This is a genomic window from Streptococcus sp. Marseille-Q8145, from assembly GCF_965112035.1.
The window spans coordinates 160527-178779 of sequence record NZ_CBCOPQ010000005.1 but is presented as its reverse complement, the minus strand read 5'-3'; the positions used below and the strand labels follow the sequence as shown (position 1 = coordinate 178779).

The window sequence follows — 18253 nt, the reverse complement described above, 5'->3', positions numbered from 1 at the left end:
GAGGTCTGTCGTAAGAATCTGAAAATCCCACTGTATCCACTATAACATAGAAAGAGGGCTTTGCCTAGTCTTTTGAACGAAAGCGAAGCCCCTTTGGGAAATAATTTTTCAAGGTATTTCCAGTAATTTTTGCAAAACCCAAACCGTTGCCTTGGGCAAGCACTTGATACCAGCCATTTGGATAGTTTTGTGAGAGTTGAACCGTCTCTCCTGCTACATATTTGCTAAAGGCCTCATCATCAATCTCAAGGACTGAGACGACTTCACTAGGCCTCAAGGCTAAACCTAAGGCAAAGCTCGGCTCAAAGCGATTTTTCTTAAATTCACCCAGATGCAAGCCATTGCGAGCAATTTTCAGCTTGGAGACATCTGGCAGTCCAGCTGGCAGCAGATAAAGATTGTCCCCAAAAGTATCTAAATGTCCTTCTAGCTCAATTTTTAGATGCTTTTTCTGGAAATCTTGCCAGAGTTTTCTTTGCTCAGCTGTCAATTTATTTTTGGTCGCCTTGATTTTTTTAGCAGACTGACTGCCTGTAAAGCGAAATTTCGCTACAAATTGCCCCTCTCCTTTGAAATGGTGGGGATACATACGAGCTGTTTCTTGGAAATCAATCCCTGCCACCATGCCATTGATTTTTGGTATTTCCAGCAATTCCAAAGAAAAATTCTCTAAAAGCCAAGCAACAATTTCTTCATTTTCTTCTGGCGCCCAAGTGCAAGTTGAATAAACCAACTGCCCGCCTGTCGCCAACATCTTGACAGCGTCCTCTAAAATTTCTCGTTGCAGACGCGCGCACCGGGCAGGATATTCCGGACTCCAATATTGAGTAGCATCTGGCTGCTTGCGAAACATTCCTTCGCCAGAGCAAGGAGCATCCAGAACAATGAGATCAAAATAGCCCTGAAAGACCTTAGCCAATCGATCCGCAGATTCATTTGTAACAAGAACATTTCGCGCTCCAAAACGCTCAATGTTTTCTACTAAAATTTTACTACGTTTGGCATTGATTTCGTTAGAAACCAGCACACCTGTATTATCTAAATAAGAGAGTAAATGGGTAGACTTCCCGCCTGGTGCGGCGGCCAAGTCCAGAACTTTCATGCCCTTTTGCGGTGCTGCAACTTGGGCAACCATTTGTGCTGCAGACTCCTGAGAATAAACCAGCCCCGTGACATGTTCCACTGACTTCCCAGACACTTTTCCGTAATAACCCCAGTCTGTATTTGGAATCGCATCTGTAAAATTTTTCTGATTCTCTTTTAAAGGATTACTGCGAAAGGCTGAAATCGGATCTTGATCAAAAGTCGCAAAAAAAGCCTCTGCTTCCTGCCCCAAAAGCTTATCATACTTTTCCTTAAAACCTACTGGAAAGTCCATATTAGCCTTTTCCCTTTCGTAAATACTCTTGTAATTCGTCTAATTTACACTTTGGTGCAATCATAATCGGCTCTTGAGTCTGAAAATTCGGCTGATTGCCATCTAGGGTCTGAATGACAAAGCCCAGTTTGTCAGCCATCACATAAGCAGCTGCGTAGTCCCAAGGCCAATTATAAGAGAAATAGGCCGCCAAACCACCCGCCAGAGCCTTGCCAAAACTAATCCCAGCGCTGCCATAGACACGCACGCCTAGGCAAGCACGAGATAAGTCAGCCACTCCCCAGTGATTATGCTCCAGCATACTAGCATTTGAAGCTATCAGATATTGCTGCAAGGGTTTATCGATAAAAGCAGACAACTTTCTGTCATTGCAATAAACATCAAAAGCCCCGCCTCCATGAAAAAGCTGGTCCCTTGTCACATCATAAATCAAGCCGAACTTGCCTTGACCATTCTCAAAATAAGCCAACATAATAGCAAAATCAGCCCGCTGGGTGATGAAATTATTGGTGCCATCAATGGGATCAATCACCCAGACATTACCATCCGCGATGTCGTGTCGCAGGTCATTTTCCTCAGCCAAAATCGCATCGTTCGGATACCGAGCTAAAATTTTCCCAACCAAGTCATCCTGGATGAGCCGGTCCATTTGAGTCACCAAGTCAGTCGGACTGCTCTTTTGTAGGACATCCAAATCATCATAGAGATGGTCTCTTAAAAAAGCACCTGCCTGATACACTATTTCTTTTGCAAAATGAAATTTATTTTCCAAGAGAAATCATTCCTTTCCCTTTTCTTTTTGCCTCCTGAACAGCGCGATAAAGAGAATAGCCACTGACCGTCTCAAACTCACGGCCAAGTCGCTTCTCTTCTCCCTTGCTGGGAACAACTTTCTTGAAGACTGTATAGGACTGAAGCAGTTTCTCCGCTTGAATCTTCTGTTCATAGGCTTGCTCTACATCATTAAAAAAAGAAAGCACTGAAGCAAGCTCTTCAGTGCTCCACGATAAGTCTAGTGGGTAACTATAATTTTTTTCCATATTTTAAATATCAGCACGCATAGTTGCGGCTCTGAGTTCTTCTTTCCGATAACCTCTAGGCAAAAAAGCACGAATTTCATCTTCATTGAAGCCGATTTGCATTCGTTTACCATCAAGTATAATTGGGCGACGCAAAAGACTAGGATTTTCCTCAATCAGCTTAATAAGCGTTGAAATCGATAAATCCTCTACGTCTAAATCTAGTTTTTGAAAAATTTTTGAGCGGGTTGAGATGATGTCATCAGTGCCATTTTCTGTCAATGAAAGAATATGTTGCAATTCTGGAGCAGACAGAGGGCTCGTCATGATATTATGCTCCGTAAATGGAACTTCATGACCAATCAACCAAGCACGCGCCTTGCGACAGGAAGTGCAGCTAGGCGATAAAAATAATGTAATCATGCTGTTCTCTTCTTATTTTTATATAGTAACTAACTCTATTATACTAAATTTTATCTATCTTGACTAGATATTTTTGAGAATCGGCCTGAAATACTAAGAAAAATATCAAAAACTGACATTTATTCCGAACATTCCCAATTTCTTGCCACTTCTTCATCACTCTTTAACTGACCAACCAGTTCTTCAATACCATCAAATTTGACCATATCACGAATCTTGTCCAGCCAGATAATCCGAATCGTATCGCCATAAATTTCCTCCGCAAAGTCAAATAGATTGGCTTCAAAACGAAGCTCATCTCCTTCAAAGGTTACATTTTTTCCGACACTAGCCATACCTCGATAAATCTTACCATTGTGCTCAACATCTACTACATAGACGCCATCTGCTGGCAAAATCACGCGATCCAAAGGAGCTAGATTAGCCGTTGGATAGCCAATGGTACGCCCTCTAGCATTGCCATGAACCACAATGCCCCGAGTAGAGAGAGGATAGCCTAATAGCTGATGCGTCTTGGCAACATCACCATTTTGGATGGTTTCTCTAATCCGAGTAGAAGAGATTTTTTCCTCATCTTGATTGACTGATGAGACGATGACAATCTGACCATCGAAATAGTCTGCAAGCTCCTCTGCCTTTCTCTTGTCAGATCCAAAATGGTAATCAAAACCTGCTACAACTGCCTTTGCTTTAAGCGCAGCAACGTACTTATCAAAAAATTCTTGGGCCGTATTTTTAGAAAAATGGCTAGTAAAGTCAATCAAGTAAAGGTAGTCCACACCCAAATTTTCTAAGTGAGCAGCGCGTTCCTCTGGATGATTCAAATGCAACATCAACTCTGGCTGATAGCGAACAAAAGCCAATTTAGGCGACTCAGGAAAGGTAAGGACAGCAATCTTCAGTCCTTGCTCAGTCGCTATTTTCCTAGCTTCCTTAAAAAGTGTCTGATGCCCTTTATGCAGGCCGTCAAAATAGCCCAGAACCAAGACTGTATCTTCTTCCTGATTTATCTCTAATTCATTATTTATTCGTCTTATTTTCATCATTTTTCTATTTTACTATGTATACGCTTTTTTTACAACAAATTAAATCCCATGAAAAGAACTTCTATCGCTCCAAGAAAACACCTTGCTATCTCTAACAAAGTGTCTCTGTAAATATTTAAAACTACACTGGTTACTGGCGATCATCATAGCCGTTTGGATGACTGGAATGCCATTTCCAAGCAGTTTCGATAATGGTTTCGATATTGTCAAATTTCGGCTGCCAGCCCAAAACTTCTCTTGCTTTCTCAGAGGAAGCAATCAGCGTATCTGGATCCCCTGGGCGTCGCTCTGCTATTTCCAAAGGAATAGGATGTCCGGTCACTTTGCGTGCTGCTTCTACAATCTGCAGGTTGGAAAAACCAGTCGAAGAGCCAAGGTTAAAGGCATCCGAAGGTTGTCCAGCACGCAAGTGTTCAACAGCCAGAATATGGGCATCAGCCAAGTCGAAAGGATGGACATAATCGCGAACATTAGTCCCGTCTGGAGTATCGTAATCGTCGCCAAAGACAGAAATCTTCCCGCGCTTGCCCTGAGCCACCTGAAGCACAATAGGAAGGAGATGTGTCTCTGGACCGTGGTCCTCACCAATTGAACCGTCAGGTTTGGCACCGGCCACATTGAAATAACGCAGGGCTACAAACTTGATACCATAGGCCTGGTCTGCCCAGCGCATAATGGTCTCCATCATAAGCTTGCTCTCACCATACGGATTGATCGGCTTTTGCGGAGTTGTTTCCAGAATCGGCACTTCCTCAGGAATGCCATAAGTCGCCGCAGTCGAAGAAAAGACAATGTTTTTAACGCCGCATTCCTGCATGACCTCCAAAAGAGAAACCATGCCAGCTGTGTTATTATCAAAATACTTGAGCGGGTCCGCCATAGACTCTGCAACCAGTGAAAAAGCAGCAAAGTGAATGACTGCATCGATAGATGGATGTTTGGTAAAGACATCACGCATAAAATCCTTATCCGCCAAATCCCCCTCATAAAAGACTGCCTGCGGATGAACGGCTGCCCGATGACCAGTCACCAAATTATCAACGACGACTACCTCTTCCTTGCCTGCTGCTACCAGACGATCTACCATGTGCGAGCCGATATAACCAGCTCCACCTAATACTAAAATTGCCATGTTTCTCTCTTTCTTGTCTTGATTTATACTTTAACTATTTTATCAAAAATAAGGACAAATGAAAACTCTCACTGCAATTATTCCTCTTTCAAACCAACAGATCGTACAAAGCGCATGAAAGCATCCTTCCCTTCCTCTGTTCGCTTGTAAACTCCCGCGTCTTCCAGCACACGGCTGAAAATTTGTCCAACTGAAGCCTGAACTACTCCTTCCACCGTTTCAGCAGAAACATTTGGATTTTGGTCTTTGAGTTGATTGGCCCACTCCTGATGATAGGCATCGACCTGACAGTCTTCTCCCCGCAAAAAAAGTTCCACCTGCTTGAGTTCTTCCTTGAGCCGAGGCGGCAGAATAGCCAGCCCCATAACCTCAATTAGGCCGATATTTTCTTTCTTAATATGCTGCACATCCCTATGAGGATGGTAAATGCCGTCTGGATGTTCCGTGGAAGTTTGATTGTCCCGCAAGACCAAGTCTAGCTCAAAACATCCATCTTTTTTGCGGGCAATCGGTGTGATGGTATGGTGAGGCTCACCCTCAGACTCTGCCAACACCTGCACACTTAGATCAGAATAAGTCCGCCAAGCTTGCAAGATCTTGTCAGCCAACTCAATCAACTGTTCCTTCTTATCAGACTTCAGACGAATGACCGACATAGGCCACTTGACAATGCCTGCCTCTACCTCTTCAAATCCGCTAAAAGCAAAACTGCAATCCAGCTCTGCTATTTCCATAGGAAAAGTATGCCGTCCGCCCTGATAGTGGTCGTGGGTCAGGATGGAGCCGCCGACAATAGGCAGGTCGGCGTTGGATCCTGCAAAATAGCCTGGAAAAGTCTCGACGATGTCTAGCAGGCGCTCAAAGGTCAGCCGGCTGATAGCCATGGGAAGGTGCTGGCTGTGCAGAAAGATGCAATGCTCATTAAAGTAGGCATAGGGCGAATACTGGAAGCCCCATTCCTGTCCAGCCAAATCAAATCGAATAATCCGATGGTTGGTACGAGCTGGATGGTCCAAGCGACCTTGATATCCTTCATTTTCCATACAGAGCTGGCAGGCTGGATAATGGCTGTTCTTAACCTTTTTAGCTGCCGCAATTTCCTTGGGATCCTTTTCTGGCTTAGAGAGATTAATGGTGATTTCCAAATCTCCATATTCAGTCGGTGTTTTGAAAGCAATGTTTTTAGCAATAGCCTTGACCTTGATGTAGTCATTCTTTTGACTAAGCTGGTAAAAATCAGCCACAGCTTGCTCAGGATTGGAGCCATAAGTCGTCCAGAAGTCCCGATTGAGCTGACTAGGGGCTGGTGTGATGAAGTTCATAAGCTCAGCACCAAGGATTTCACGCGCAGTCTGACTATCCTCAATCGTCTCTAATCTAACTGCCTCCTCAACCAGCTGGTCCTTGAGGTCAATCAAGTCATCCAACTCAGTCTCAACTTCTAAAACACCATCTCCCACTCGTGCCAAAACACGATTGGTCAGGTAGATTCGATCCATTTCCTGAAATGAACTTCCAGCAATGACTTCCGTGATAAATGCATCTAGAACTCCCTGACTCATTGATTCTCCTTCTTACTTTCTAAATAGTCTCTGACAGCATCTAAATCCTGAAAAACTTGTTCTGTTTTATTTAAGAAAGACTGTGCTGGTATTTTTAAGTCTGGAATACAAATGACTGGTATCCCAGCTCTATACGCTGCCTCAATCCCTGCTTCACTATCCTCTAGTACTAAGCAATTCTCTGGTAAAACGTTCAAATCTCTACAGGCCTTTAAAAATATATCAGGGTAAGGTTTGCTTCGCTTTACATCTTTTGCAAAAACTAGATGGTCAAATAGGGACAGTATATCATTGCTATCCAAGATCATTCTCGCTCGAGATTCAACACTTGAAGTTGCTAAGGCGATTGGAATACCTTCTCTTTGCAAAAAAGCAAGCAAATTTTTAGCACCTTTTTTTAAATTTACACCTTTGGCTAATATTCGAGCTTCCAGTTCATAAACTTTTTCCAAGGTTTGGTCAAAGTTCCAAGGTAAATCATAGGTATCCAAAAATCGTTGAACATTCTCCTCTTCCCTATGTCCACTGTACTCTCTAGAATATGTTTCTTCTGTGAAAGGAATTCCAAAATCTTTAAGCAATTCTTGATAAACTTTTAGAGAAATGATCTCAGTATCAGCTAATAAGCCATCTAAATCAAATATTACAGCGTCCATTTACTTCTCTCCTAGTCTAAAACGCGAGTGCCACCTGCAACTTCAGCGATATAGAAGCTTGGAGCGTATCCAACGACTTCCTCGTAGTGCTTGCCAACAGCTTCCTTAAAGGCCTCAACAGTATCTTTTCGCACCAAGGAAATGGCACAGCCACCAAAACCTGCCCCTGTCATACGAGCACCAAGAACACCTTCCTGAGCCCAAGCAGTATGAACGAGGGTATCCAATTCCAAACCAGTCACTTCATAGTCATGTTCTAAAGAAACATGAGACGCATTCATGAGACGGCCAAACTTGTCAAGATCACCTGCCTGCAAAGCTGCCTGCGCTTGCAAAGTCCGTTGATTTTCTAAAACGGCATGGCGAGCCCGTTTGAGGCGATTTTCGTCCTCTATCAGATAGCTATACTCATCAAAGGACCACTCGTCCAACTCACCCAAGGTAGCGATAGACAGCTTACGGTTAAGTTCTTCAACAGCTTTTTCGCACTCCGACCGACGCTCATTGTACTTAGAGTCCGCCAACTCACGTCGCTTATTGGTATTCATAATCACTACAACATTGTCCTGGAGATCAAGCGGCACCAAATCATACTCAAGAGTATTGGTGTCAAGGTAAATAGCCCGCTGGTCAGCTCCCATCCCGATAGCAAACTGGTCCATGATGCCAGAATTAACCCCGATAAATTCATTTTCAGTTAATTTACCGATTTTCACTAGGTCCAAACGTTCCAAGTTCAAATCAAAAAGTTTCTCAGCAATGATACCCGTTAAGAGCTCTAATGACGCAGATGACGACAAGCCAGCCCCATTGGGAATATTTCCATAAACATAGACATCCATGCCTCGGTCAATCGTATGGCCAGCCTCTTGCAGAAAATGTAGAACTCCTTTTGGATAGTTGGTCCAGTTGTGTTCTGTTTCAAAACGAAGGTTTTCCAATGGCACTTCAATGATGCCTTTTTCTTCAAAATTTCCCGAGAAGAATCGCAAGAGCTGGTCGTCCCGCTTGCGAGCCGCCCCATAAGTTCCTAGAGAAATGGCTGCAGGAAAGACATGGCCGCCGTTGTAGTCGGTATGCTCACCAATCAGATTAATCCGACCGGGTGAAAAGAAAGTGTGATCCGCTTCTACTCCAAAAACTTTGGCAAAATCTGCGCGGACTTGCTCCGCTGAAATTAGGTTTGACATAAGCTAAACTCCTTTAAAATGAATGATCGACATTGTAATCGTTTTCTTATATTTATTATAACTGTTTCCGAGTAAAACTTCAATAAATTTAGTAAAATTTTACTTAATAAAATAATTGGGTAATATTTACTAAATTCATCTTTGTTATTTACTTGTTTTTGAGGTATAATAGCTCATATAAGACAATAGGAGAACAAAATGGCTACGATTAAGGATATTGCCCAGGCTGCTGGGGTCTCTCCCGCTACGGTCTCTCGCGTACTCAACTACGACCCAGCCATGTCAGTCAGTGATGGCACTCGTAAAAAGATTTTTGAAATCGCTGAGCAGCTGAACTATAAAAAATCAAGAAAAAGGAAGCCAAGCAAGGCTCAAGCCTACCGTATCGGGCTCATTGAATGGTACACTGAGCAGGAAGAGCTTGATGACCTTTACTACTACTCCATTCGCTTGGGTATTGAAAAAAAAGCCCAAGAATTGGGCTATGAGATTCTCAGAGTCTTTCAAAATGATTCTCTTGAGCAATTGAAAGACATTGATGGCTTGATTGCCATCGGCAAATTCAGCCCAGCTCAAATCCAGCAGCTGGAGCAGTACAGTAGCCACTTAGTTTTTGTAGACAGTGATACGCTTAACGCAGGCTACAGCTGTGTGACGATTGATTTTGAGAATGCTGTACAGAAGGTTCTTGAGCACTTCATGAACGCTGGTTTTGACCAGATTGGCATGATTGCTGGGCAGGAAAGAACCTCTGACCAAGCTAGCCTCATCAGCGACCCTCGTTTGGCAAGCTTTCAGCAATATCTATCTGATAAAGGAATCTTTCAAGCTGACTTGGTTAAGGTAGGCAGCTTTTCTTCGGAATCAGGCTATCAGATGATGACAGAGCTCCTTAGCGAGCACGAGAACCAGCTCCCGCCCGCCTTCTTCATCTCTAGCGATGCTTTGGCTATCGGTGCCTTGCGGGCTCTGCAAGAACACGGAATCCAAGTTCCCCAAGATGTCAGCATCATTTCATTTAATGATACCTCTATTGCTAAGTATATCTATCCCAGTCTCAGTACGGTCACCGTTTTTACTGAAGAAATGGGCAAGCAGGCTCTGCACATTCTGAATCAAATTTTAACATCCGAAGAGGATTCCATTCCCTATATGGTCAAACTTTCTACCAAGCTGACCATTCGAGAAAGCAGTATTTAACAGTGAAAGAACGAATGAAAACCTACGAACAATTATTTACCATTCTCAGCCAAGCTGACGATTATGTCAATGGAGAAAGTCTAGCTCAGACATTAGGCATTTCCAGAACCTCCATTTGGAAGGCCATTCAACGCTTGGAAAAAGAAGGAATCCAGATTGATTCCGTTAAAAATCGGGGCTATAAGCTCAAAGCGGGGGATTTACTAATCCCAGAAATCATTGAAAAAGAGGCGCCCATCAAGGTTTCCTTCAACCCCAACTGCCAATCTACTCAGATAGATGCCAAAGCAGGTCTGGAAGCGGGCGGCGAAGCAAATACCCTCTATCTAGCTGCTGCTCAATCAGCCGGACGCGGTCGCTTCGGCCGAAACTTTTTCTCTCCAAAACAAGGCGGCTTTTACATGTCCCTCCATCTCAAACCCAACCTGTTTTTTGATCAAATTCCCGCCTATACTCTCCTGACGGCCGGAGCCATCTATCAAGCTGTAAAAAATCTAACCCTCATAGATATAGATATCAAGTGGGTCAACGATATTTACTACAAGGATAAAAAAATCGCAGGCATTTTAACCGAGGCCATTACTTCCGTCGAGACAGGCTTAGTAACAGATATTATTATCGGGGTCGGGTTTAATTTTTGCGTTAATGATTTTCCAGAAGAATTGCAATCTAAGGCTGGATCACTCTTTACAGAGCGAGCTCCTATCAGCAGAAATGAGCTGATTGCTGAAATCTGGAGATGTTTCTACGAAAGCGATCCCCAAGACCTGCTCTATCTTTACAAAAAGCACTCTCTAGTCCTCGGTCGCCAAGTGAGCTTCCAGCAAAATAATCAAACCTATAAGGGAATTGCTAGCGATATCTCGGACAGTGGCCAACTTCTAGTCCAGTTGGAGAACGGCCAAAATATCTGGCTCAACAGCGGGGAAATTTCACTAACTAGCTGGTAGTTTGTACAAAATTACATTCAAAAAGCACTTGATGTTCCATTTCAAGTGCTTTTCTGTATAGTCTTTCTTCCAGTGTGAGTCGCTATTTAATCCCTAATGCAATCCGAGCATAGCGACTCATCTTTTCCACTGTCCAAGCTGGATACCAAACCAGTTTGACTTCTGTCTTAGTAACCTCTGGAACATCTGACATGGCGTCATAAATCTGGTCAGTCAGAAGATCCGCCAGAGGGCATCCCATGGTTGTCAGGGTCATATCGATTTCCGTTTCTCCATTGGTCTCGTCAAAACGGATTTCATAAATCAAACCGAGATTGACAATATCAATCCCCAGCTCTGGGTCAATGACCTGCTCCAAGCTCTCCAAAATACGCGTTTTAATCTTTTCAACTTCTTCAGGGCTATATTTTTTTTCTGACATGCATATCCTCCTTATAGATATAGCAGAAATTTCAAGTTAGCTAGAGGAGGCCTTGGTTTTCAGCTAGGATTGCCGACTTGACACTTCCTACTGAAGGATTCCTGCCTCTTCTTGCTCTTCAGTTCTTAATCTTCGATAAAGTCTCTGAGTGGTTTGCTGCGGCTTGGATGGCGGAGTTTACGCAGGGCTTTAGCTTCAATCTGACGAATCCGCTCACGAGTCACATTGAAGACCTTGCCGACATCTTCCAGCGTCCGCATTTTTCCATCGTCCAGACCAAAGCGCAGACGCAAGACATTTTCCTCGCGGTCTGTCAGCGTATCCAAGACCTCATCCAGCTGCTCACGAAGAACGACACGAGTCGTGTAGTCGACTGGGTTTTCAATCACTTCGTCTTCGATAAAGTCTCCCAGATGACTGTCATCTTCCTCACCGATAGGTGTCTCCAAGGAAACTGGCTCTTGAGCAATCTTAAGAATCTCACGAACCTTGTCTGGCGTCATATCCATCCGCTCAGCGATTTGCTCCGGCGTTGGATCTTGACCCAATTCCTGCAAGAGGTTGCGTTGCTCGCGGACCAGCTTGTTAATGGTTTCCACCATGTGGACTGGAATCCGAATAGTCCGAGCTTGGTCAGCAATCGCACGGGTAATGGCCTGACGAATCCACCAAGTCGCATAAGTTGAAAACTTAAATCCTTTGGTGTAGTCAAACTTATCAACAGCCTTCATCAGTCCCATATTTCCTTCTTGAATCAAATCAAGGAACTGCATACCACGGCCGACATAACGCTTAGCAATGGAAACAACCAGACGAAGGTTGGCCTCAGCCAGACGCTGCTTGGCTTCCAAGTCCCCCTGCTCTACCAAAATCGCCAGCTCCTGCTCTTCTTCATTGCTAAGAAGCGGCACAACCCCGATTTCCTTCAGATACATGCGGACTGGGTCATTAACCTTGGCTGAATTGCTACCCAAGAGCTCTTCATCGGTCAGTTCTACTTCTTCCTCTTCAGCATTCAAGACACGCGCACTAGGATTTCCTTCCTTATCCGTGATAGAAATACCCGCATCCTGAATGCGTTGCAGCAAATCCTCAATCCCATCGGCGTCCAAAGTGAAAGGAATGACCAGCTGGTCATTGATTTCATCGTCTGTCGCTACACCTGTCTGCTTATGATTGCGGATAAATTCTGCAATTTGAACGTCTAATGTTGTTACTTCTTTTTGTTTTGTAGCCATACCTACTCCATTCTTCTTTTTTGTGCGATTAAGCGCTCCACCTCTAATATAGCGGCATTCTCATCTCCAGTATGCAAAGCTTCTCGAACCTTTTTGCTAATCAGCTGATTATTCTTACGAAGCAATTCGCGTTCCCTAGTCAGCTCAACTTCTGCTAACTCTCCGTCTTCCATCTCCTCTGGCAAATCTTCCTCCAACATCCGATACCAAAGTTGCTGGACTCTTTCTGGTAAGCTAGATAAATCCTGCGAAGTCACTTCACCATTGGCCAGTAAAAGCTCGTATAGCTCCTGCAGTTCCGCCGTATCAAAGGCAAAATCTGTACGAAGCCGGTAGTTATTCAAAACCAGCGGATTATGTACCATCCGATAAAGGATATGGATTTCTGCCTTTATCAGCCGTGATAGCTGTTTAGACAACGGAAGATCTACCAGTACAGGGCTTCTTGGAAATTCCGACTGCTGTCCGCTTCGACTACTTCGCTCAGCCAAACGACTGTTGTTAACCGTATTCTCCACCTGCTGGTAATCAAAATCTGGCAGTAACTCAGCCAACATATAAATATAGGAATTCTGAGCTGTAATAGACTGCGTCTGAGCAATAATAGGCGCCATTCGCTCTACAAATTCAATCTGAGCCTGCAAATTTTCAATATTATCCGGCTTGAGATAACGCAAAAGGAACTCTACATCACTAATTCGCGTTTTGGTCAGAAATTGTCGCAATTCCTCGGCAGAATTTTTTGCAATAAACTCATCGGGGTCCATATTGTCGGGAAAGGATACAATCTCTACCGACATATCTCGCAGCTCCTCTAAAGCCTTGGCTGTCGCAGCCTGACCAGCCCTGTCTCCATCATAAGTCAGAATGACTTTCTTGCAATACTTACGCAAATGCTGGACATGCTCAGGAGTCAGAGCTGTTCCCATAGATGCGACTGCATTTTCAACTCCAGCCCGATAGGCCGCAATCACATCCATGAAGCCCTCCATCAGATAGACCTCATGGCTCTTTTTAATCACCGGCTTGGCCTTATCCAGATGATAAAGCTCATAGCTTTTATTAAAAATAGGGGTGCTGCGACTATTCTTATACTTAGCAGTCTGCGAACCAGCCTCCGAATCTTGCCAGATCCGACCAGAAAAGGCGACAACCTGACCCTTGTCATTGGTCAAAGGAAACATGATCCGGTTCTGAAAAGCATCGTAGACAAGATTATTCTCTGCCAAATTAAAAAGACCCGAGTTCATGATAGTGGACTCATCAAACTTACCAGCCATACTCTTATGAAGATAGTTGCCTTCATTGGGAGCCAGCCCGATTTGAAAATGCTTAATGACTTCATCCGTCAGCCCACGCTGGTAGAGATAAGCGCGCGCTTCTTCTCCTATCTTGGTCGTCATCAGAACCGCATGATAAAACTTCGCTGCTTCTGTATGAATATCATAGAGCGCTTGATGCGGATGATCCTGTCTCGGTCGATCTGCGCTAGCTCTCTCCATACCTAATGAAATGCCCGCTCTGTCTGCGACAATCTGCACAGCATCCATAAAGGATACGCCTCGGTAGTCCTCAATAAACTTGAAAACATCCCCCGACTTGCCACAGCCAAAGCAGTGATAGAACTGCTTGTCCTCTACAACATTGAAAGAGGGCGTCTTTTCGCCATGAAAGGGACAAAGTCCCAGAAAATTTCTCCCAGCCTTGGTCAAGGCCACTGTTTCTCCTATGACATCGACGATATTGACACTATTTTTTATTTCAGAAATCATTTCTTTATCCAATAGACAATACCTCCAATTTATCACAGAATATCACTCTATATTTTATAATAATTTGACGCAAATGTAAAACATTTGATAGGAAAATGACTTGAAATAATTGCTACTTTAAGCTATAATATAACCACAAATATTAAATTATTTTTTGAAAGGAAAAAAAATGTTAAAGGATCTTAAAGAATTTTTGCTACGCGGTAACGTGATTGACTTGGCAGTCGGGGTTATCATTGCGAATGCTTTCGGAGCAATCGTCAATTCATTGATTACTGACGTTATCACTCCCCTCTTCCTCAATCCAATTTTGAAAGCTGCAAACTTGAAGCAAATCGCTGAATTGAAATGGAACGGAATTGCTTATGGTAACTTCTTGAGCGCCGTGATCAACTTCTTAGTAATCGGTACTGTTCTCTTCTTCATCGTTAAGTCTGCTGAAAAAGCACAAAGCCTTGCTAAAAAGAACGAAGAAGCTGCTGAAGAAGCACCAGCTGGACCAACAGAACTTGAAGTTCTGCAAGAAATCAAGAGCTTGCTTGAAAAACAAAACTAATATCCAAACAGCACTGATTTTTTCAGTGCTGTTTTTATTATGTGCTTCCCATTCAAAAGAAAAAAACAGCCAAATCGGCTGCTTCCTCATTCTATTGATTAGAATTTTTTACGTTTACGAGCTGCTTCTGATTTGCGTTTGCGTTTTACAGAAGGTTTTTCATAGAATTCACGTTTGCGTGTTTCTTGAAGAGTACCAGCTTTAGTAACCGCACGTTTGAAACGACGAAGAGCATCGTCAAGAGATTCATTCTTACGTACTACTGTTTTTGACATTTTTTTCACTCCCTTCAAGTCCAAAATCTATATAATGATACCATACATAGAAAGTCGTGTCAAGTATTTTATGTCATTCGTATGTGTCTGGATTTTTGAGGTTTGAGAAACCATATTGCAAACGGAAATACTAAGATATAAGCTTTGCCTAACTTTTGGGATGCAAGTCATTCAAAACGGCTGGTTTTTACTTTACAAGCTCTTTCGTTTTTTTGCTTCTTTCGAGAGGGAAATATTCTTAATCTTTTCATAGCGTAAGAAGCGTTGGATGAGGCGCTGGTCGCTTACATCTGGTTTCAAATCAACCACATAGTCCAACTTGATAAACTTATTGTCAACTGACTGGACCGAGGTCAACTCAAAGCTTTTGCAGGCTGTTTCAAAGATTGCTTCAAAAAGTACTTCATAGTCTAATTCAGCTGGAATCTGAATTTGGACATAACGTCTGGTTTGACTAACCGAACTAAAGCCCATCTTTTCAAAGAGCAACCAAAAGAAGGAAATGAGGAGTGTGAAAAAAACTCCTAGAGTTAAGAAACCCATTCCTGTCGTGATCCCTATCGCTGTCGCCATGAAGATGGACAAAAGTTCTTTGGATCCTCCTGCTGCTGATCGGAAACGAATCAAACTGAATGTTCCTGCTACAGCGACACTGGTTCCCAGATTTCCATTTACCAAGAAAATGATAATAGAGATAATGGCTGGCAAGAGAGACAGCGTGATGACAAACTCCTTGGTATAAATAGTTTGGTGCTTATAGACCTTTGCCAAAATGATTCCCAAAATCAAGCCTGTCACGAGGGAGGCTATTAGAGCTAGGGGGTTAACCTTGATTTCAGCCGAAGAATAGATACTGTCAAATAGTTGTGTAATCATTGTTTCTCTCCTTAAACCTTGACGGCTTGAGGAACCAACTCTTTAGATTTTAGGTAGGCTTTGCCGTATTTTGAGAAGGACTGATCTTCAAGGCCGTATTTGTTCAAAATTTCATACATCCACTGAGGATATTCCCCTGGAACCTTGATTTCCATAATCACCATATCGTCCTTTAATAGAGGATAGCCGTGGCGTCCTGAAGTCAGGTCCACATCATAATCACGGAAGCGGATATTGGAATCAACCGTCACACGAACTTTTTTGTCCTCTGAGCCTTTCATCGAGTAACGGTCATAGTTAATCACCATTTTCGGTTTTAAGCCTGCATAACGCTCCTGCAACAGCTCCACTTCTGTCTTGACCCGCTCATCAGAAATAGTCTGGTCTGCAAGTCCCTTCTCAATAAAATTAACAACCGAAGTCAAATTTGAAACCAGACGATACTTGAAGCCAACATCCTCTGACTTTTTCTTGATCTCCAAAAATACCTGACTATCTTTTGTTGGCTCCGCTGCATAAGTCCGCATCCGTAGCTTTTCACGACCACCTCTTCTAGCAATCGAATCCTGGATCATTTGAAAATCATCATTGTCAAAATAGACATTTGAAATAGTAGACGTTGCGTAATCATCTGGAATGAGGTAAGCATGCATTTCAGCTTCTAAGCGAGCCAAGGTCGCACAGTCTATGATGTACTTTGTTTCAACACGTTGGAAGTTCGTTTGGATTTGTTTTTGTTTCATTTTAATTCTCATTTTATTCTACAAGTGTCGTTTAAAGTTTTAAAAGAAAGAGAGCACTTGCTCTACCATTTTCTACTTTCCGGACAGTATTTTCAAAACTTTATTCTACATTTGTAGTTTATAGTTATACTCTACACTTGTAGTTTTTAAAAGTCAAGAGGAAATGACTAAAATTTTAAAAAAACTTTAAAATTGACCTTAATTTATGAGTTGAAGACTAGATTCTACAAAAAATAAAGATAAAAAAATTCTACCAATCGCTGCTTCTCTCAAGAAATCTTGATTGGTAGAATTTTTTATCTAATCGTCATCATCATCGTCGTCATCGTCTTTGTCATCATCACGATCTTTATCCTTACTCTTTGAGGAGCTAGTTTGAGCAGGAGGTTGGACAGGTGCTGTACTAGTGTTTGTATTTGAATTTGTCACAGTATTGGTCGCAGGAGGCGGAGAACTAACACTTCCCGTCTGACCCGCATTCCCATTCCCACTTCCACCATCAGCTGGAGTCGCTGCAGAAGACGATGATGGCGGAACTTCTTTTTCAACTGTCACTGTCTTTTCGACAATGGTATGCTTGGATTGGACGACTTTTCCAGTCTTGACATTAACAAGCATCTCATGAGCCGTCTGTCCGTGTGAAAAGAGAATCTTATAATTGCCTTTCTCACGTAAAATCTGCACATCCTTAATGTCCTTTTCAGCCAGAGAAAGTTCCTTCAAAACTGTTTCTAAAACCTGACGCTGACTAAGTCCTTCCGCTTTCTTCGACTCTAAGACAAGTTTACTATCTTGTGCGACTGGATTTTCTAAGGCAAAGACCGAGCTAGTCAAGAGCAAAAGTAGAGGAACTGCTACTAGGAAAGAAGCAGACAGAAACTTTTTCGGCAGGCAGCTGTCCATAATACCAATAATTCGCCGCTTAAGATTAAACTTATCCGAGTAAAAACAAGTCGTCAAAGCAATCGGAGTCTTCTTACTACGATCGATCATTGTCAGAATGGTCTCACCATAAAAAGTCCGATAAGCTGTGTCTTTTCTACTCAAAACATCGTAGTCGCAGTACATTCTCCTGCTTCCTGAGTTTCCCGACAGGCAAAACGGACAACCGGATTAAACCAATGCAGGCTCTTAGCGAGAATCGCAAAAAGATTAATCAAGACATCATAGTGCTGATAATGAGTCAGCTCATACTGGAAAATCAGCTGCAGCTCCTCCTCCGTATAGTCCAGCTCCGGCAACACAATCAAAATATCCCTGAATCCCAGCAACATTGGACTCTGTGTCATAGGATAGTGGAGCAGACGAATCTTACTTTTAACGCCCATCTTTTCTTTGATCAAATGCAACTGGAACAAAGTCTCTTCGTCCGCAACCTCTGTCCCCCAACGTTGCAACATCTTTTTGAAACGGATATAAGAATAGGCATATTTCCCTAAGTTAAATGCACAACCAAGCAGCCAGATAACAAAGAATATTTCAAACCAAGGTAGACCCAGAAAAGCCTCCCAGAGATTTGCCTGACTAGCTTTTTCAGCTACTTGAGAAACAGCCTGCCCTCCACTTGTCTGGCTAGCCCTAACGGTTGTCTGAATAGTCGCCCCAGTACTCAGCCGAATCAAACCAGAGCCAAACTGAGGACGGAATGGGAATAAAAAAACTCAGCAAGATTAAAAACCAAGTAAAATACTTGACCTTGACCGAAATCTTGGTTTTAAGGACTGCAAAAAGAAGGCTCAAAAACAGAATCAAGATCGAGGTTGAGAAACTGGTTAAGAGGAAAGACAAAAGGAACTGTTTCATGGATACTACCTCA

Annotated in this window: 18 protein-coding genes and 1 pseudogene; 3 read left to right on the top strand and 16 right to left on the bottom strand. The window is 42.9% G+C overall.

Going from position 1 to position 18253, the window contains the following annotated elements; all coding sequences use genetic code 11:
- Nucleotides 1-64: 64 nt before the first annotated feature.
- From ACWPVL_RS10655 to ACWPVL_RS10615, 9 genes are all read right to left on the bottom strand, one after another.
- The gene (locus ACWPVL_RS10655; RefSeq protein WP_454388842.1) at nt 65-1378 is read right to left on the bottom strand and encodes an RsmF rRNA methyltransferase first C-terminal domain-containing protein; all 1314 of its coding nucleotides are present in this window, start codon (nt 1376-1378) and stop codon (nt 65-67) included.
- Nucleotide 1379: 1 nt separating this feature from the next.
- The gene (locus ACWPVL_RS10650; RefSeq protein WP_454388840.1) at nt 1380-2150 is read right to left on the bottom strand and encodes an inositol monophosphatase family protein; all 771 of its coding nucleotides are present in this window, start codon (nt 2148-2150) and stop codon (nt 1380-1382) included.
- Nucleotides 2140-2418, bottom strand: coding sequence for a UPF0223 family protein (locus ACWPVL_RS10645; RefSeq protein ID WP_045497230.1), 279 nt, complete (start codon nt 2416-2418; stop codon nt 2140-2142). Before ACWPVL_RS10645 ends, ACWPVL_RS10650 begins: the two co-directional genes overlap by 11 nt.
- A 3-nt stretch (nt 2419-2421) precedes the next feature.
- Entirely contained in the window at nt 2422-2820 is a 399-nt protein-coding gene (locus tag ACWPVL_RS10640; protein ID WP_005590248.1) for a Spx/MgsR family RNA polymerase-binding regulatory protein, read from the bottom strand.
- Nucleotides 2821-2939: 119 nt separating this feature from the next.
- Nucleotides 2940-3863 carry a bifunctional riboflavin kinase/FAD synthetase gene (locus ACWPVL_RS10635; RefSeq protein ID WP_454389032.1) on the bottom strand — a complete coding sequence of 308 codons (924 nt, stop codon included), beginning with the start codon at nt 3861-3863 and terminating at the stop codon, nt 2940-2942.
- A gap of 133 nt (nt 3864-3996) precedes the next feature.
- Nucleotides 3997-4998 carry a UDP-glucose 4-epimerase GalE gene (galE, locus tag ACWPVL_RS10630; RefSeq protein WP_454388837.1) on the bottom strand — a complete coding sequence of 334 codons (1002 nt, stop codon included), beginning with the start codon at nt 4996-4998 and terminating at the stop codon, nt 3997-3999.
- A gap of 77 nt (nt 4999-5075) precedes the next feature.
- Complete coding sequence (galT, locus tag ACWPVL_RS10625; RefSeq protein ID WP_454388835.1) at nt 5076-6560, bottom strand: UDP-glucose--hexose-1-phosphate uridylyltransferase; 1485 nt, start codon at nt 6558-6560, stop codon at nt 5076-5078.
- The gene (locus ACWPVL_RS10620) at nt 6557-7216 is read right to left on the bottom strand and encodes an HAD family hydrolase (RefSeq protein WP_454388833.1); all 660 of its coding nucleotides are present in this window, start codon (nt 7214-7216) and stop codon (nt 6557-6559) included. The genes galT and ACWPVL_RS10620 overlap by 4 nt, the downstream gene beginning before the upstream one ends.
- Before the next feature lie 11 nt (nt 7217-7227).
- Nucleotides 7228-8406 (bottom strand): galactokinase, encoded by a 1179-nt coding sequence (locus ACWPVL_RS10615; RefSeq protein WP_454388831.1) that lies wholly within the window; start codon nt 8404-8406, stop codon nt 7228-7230.
- Nucleotides 8407-8604: 198 nt separating this feature from the next.
- Here ACWPVL_RS10615 and ACWPVL_RS10610 point away from each other — a divergent pair, with 198 nt between their 5' ends.
- On the top strand, nt 8605-9606 hold the full coding sequence (locus ACWPVL_RS10610; RefSeq protein ID WP_454388829.1) for a LacI family DNA-binding transcriptional regulator: 1002 nt from the start codon (nt 8605-8607) through the stop codon (nt 9604-9606).
- Nucleotides 9607-9620: 14 nt separating this feature from the next.
- The gene (birA, locus tag ACWPVL_RS10605) at nt 9621-10556 is read left to right on the top strand and encodes a bifunctional biotin--[acetyl-CoA-carboxylase] ligase/biotin operon repressor BirA (RefSeq protein WP_454389030.1); all 936 of its coding nucleotides are present in this window, start codon (nt 9621-9623) and stop codon (nt 10554-10556) included.
- Between the two features lie 82 nt (nt 10557-10638).
- On the opposite strand, the gene ACWPVL_RS10600 is transcribed toward birA, so the two are convergent.
- The 3 genes from ACWPVL_RS10600 to dnaG form a co-directional block, all read right to left on the bottom strand.
- Complete coding sequence (locus ACWPVL_RS10600; protein ID WP_125381817.1) at nt 10639-10977, bottom strand: metal-sulfur cluster assembly factor; 339 nt, start codon at nt 10975-10977, stop codon at nt 10639-10641.
- Nucleotides 10978-11102: 125 nt separating this feature from the next.
- Nucleotides 11103-12215 carry an RNA polymerase sigma factor RpoD gene (rpoD, locus tag ACWPVL_RS10595; protein ID WP_062004428.1) on the bottom strand — a complete coding sequence of 371 codons (1113 nt, stop codon included), beginning with the start codon at nt 12213-12215 and terminating at the stop codon, nt 11103-11105.
- A 2-nt stretch (nt 12216-12217) separates the two neighbouring features.
- Nucleotides 12218-13987 (bottom strand): DNA primase, encoded by a 1770-nt coding sequence (dnaG, locus tag ACWPVL_RS10590; protein WP_454389028.1) that lies wholly within the window; start codon nt 13985-13987, stop codon nt 12218-12220.
- A gap of 169 nt (nt 13988-14156) precedes the next feature.
- Between dnaG and mscL the strand changes: the two genes are divergently transcribed.
- A complete protein-coding gene (mscL, locus tag ACWPVL_RS10585; RefSeq protein ID WP_061909123.1) occupies nt 14157-14543 on the top strand; it encodes a large conductance mechanosensitive channel protein MscL in 387 nt (128 codons plus the stop codon).
- Between the two features lie 98 nt (nt 14544-14641).
- Here the strand turns inward: mscL and rpsU are convergent, their stop codons facing one another.
- The 4 genes and pseudogenes from rpsU to ACWPVL_RS10565 form a co-directional block, all read right to left on the bottom strand.
- Entirely contained in the window at nt 14642-14818 is a 177-nt protein-coding gene (gene rpsU, locus ACWPVL_RS10580) for a 30S ribosomal protein S21 (RefSeq protein WP_000048054.1), read from the bottom strand.
- 192 nt (nt 14819-15010) lie between these two features.
- Nucleotides 15011-15694 (bottom strand): DUF4956 domain-containing protein, encoded by a 684-nt coding sequence (locus ACWPVL_RS10575; protein WP_454388826.1) that lies wholly within the window; start codon nt 15692-15694, stop codon nt 15011-15013.
- 11 nt (nt 15695-15705) lie between these two features.
- A complete protein-coding gene (locus ACWPVL_RS10570) occupies nt 15706-16437 on the bottom strand; it encodes a polyphosphate polymerase domain-containing protein (RefSeq protein WP_454388824.1) in 732 nt (243 codons plus the stop codon).
- A 300-nt stretch (nt 16438-16737) separates the two neighbouring features.
- Nucleotides 16738-18240 (bottom strand): annotated as a pseudogene (locus ACWPVL_RS10565) (M56 family metallopeptidase).
- Nucleotides 18241-18253 lie beyond the last annotated feature (13 nt).

Bases quoted from the DNA above. Each gene is read 5' to 3' on its own strand.
- ACWPVL_RS10655 (WP_454388842.1), bottom strand. From the start codon at position 1,378: ATGGACTTTCCAGTAGGTTTTAAGGAAAAGTATGATAAGCTTTTGGGG.
- ACWPVL_RS10600 (WP_125381817.1), bottom strand. From the start codon at position 10,977: ATGTCAGAAAAAAAATATAGCCCTGAAGAAGTTGAAAAGATTAAAACG.
- ACWPVL_RS10645 (WP_045497230.1), bottom strand. From the start codon at position 2,418: ATGGAAAAAAATTATAGTTACCCACTAGACTTATCGTGGAGCACTGAA.
- galE (WP_454388837.1), bottom strand. From the start codon at position 4,998: ATGGCAATTTTAGTATTAGGTGGAGCTGGTTATATCGGCTCGCACATG.
- ACWPVL_RS10635 (WP_454389032.1), bottom strand. From the start codon at position 3,863: ATGAAAATAAGACGAATAAATAATGAATTAGAGATAAATCAGGAAGAA.
- ACWPVL_RS10610 (WP_454388829.1), top strand. From the start codon at position 8,605: ATGGCTACGATTAAGGATATTGCCCAGGCTGCTGGGGTCTCTCCCGCT.
- ACWPVL_RS10640 (WP_005590248.1), bottom strand. From the start codon at position 2,820: ATGATTACATTATTTTTATCGCCTAGCTGCACTTCCTGTCGCAAGGCG.
- rpsU (WP_000048054.1), bottom strand. From the start codon at position 14,818: ATGTCAAAAACAGTAGTACGTAAGAATGAATCTCTTGACGATGCTCTT.
- dnaG (WP_454389028.1), bottom strand. From the start codon at position 13,987: ATGATTTCTGAAATAAAAAATAGTGTCAATATCGTCGATGTCATAGGA.
- ACWPVL_RS10615 (WP_454388831.1), bottom strand. From the start codon at position 8,406: ATGTCAAACCTAATTTCAGCGGAGCAAGTCCGCGCAGATTTTGCCAAA.
- galT (WP_454388835.1), bottom strand. From the start codon at position 6,560: ATGAGTCAGGGAGTTCTAGATGCATTTATCACGGAAGTCATTGCTGGA.
- ACWPVL_RS10620 (WP_454388833.1), bottom strand. From the start codon at position 7,216: ATGGACGCTGTAATATTTGATTTAGATGGCTTATTAGCTGATACTGAG.
- ACWPVL_RS10570 (WP_454388824.1), bottom strand. From the start codon at position 16,437: ATGAAACAAAAACAAATCCAAACGAACTTCCAACGTGTTGAAACAAAG.
- rpoD (WP_062004428.1), bottom strand. From the start codon at position 12,215: ATGGCTACAAAACAAAAAGAAGTAACAACATTAGACGTTCAAATTGCA.
- ACWPVL_RS10575 (WP_454388826.1), bottom strand. From the start codon at position 15,694: ATGATTACACAACTATTTGACAGTATCTATTCTTCGGCTGAAATCAAG.
- birA (WP_454389030.1), top strand. From the start codon at position 9,621: ATGAAAACCTACGAACAATTATTTACCATTCTCAGCCAAGCTGACGAT.
- mscL (WP_061909123.1), top strand. From the start codon at position 14,157: ATGTTAAAGGATCTTAAAGAATTTTTGCTACGCGGTAACGTGATTGAC.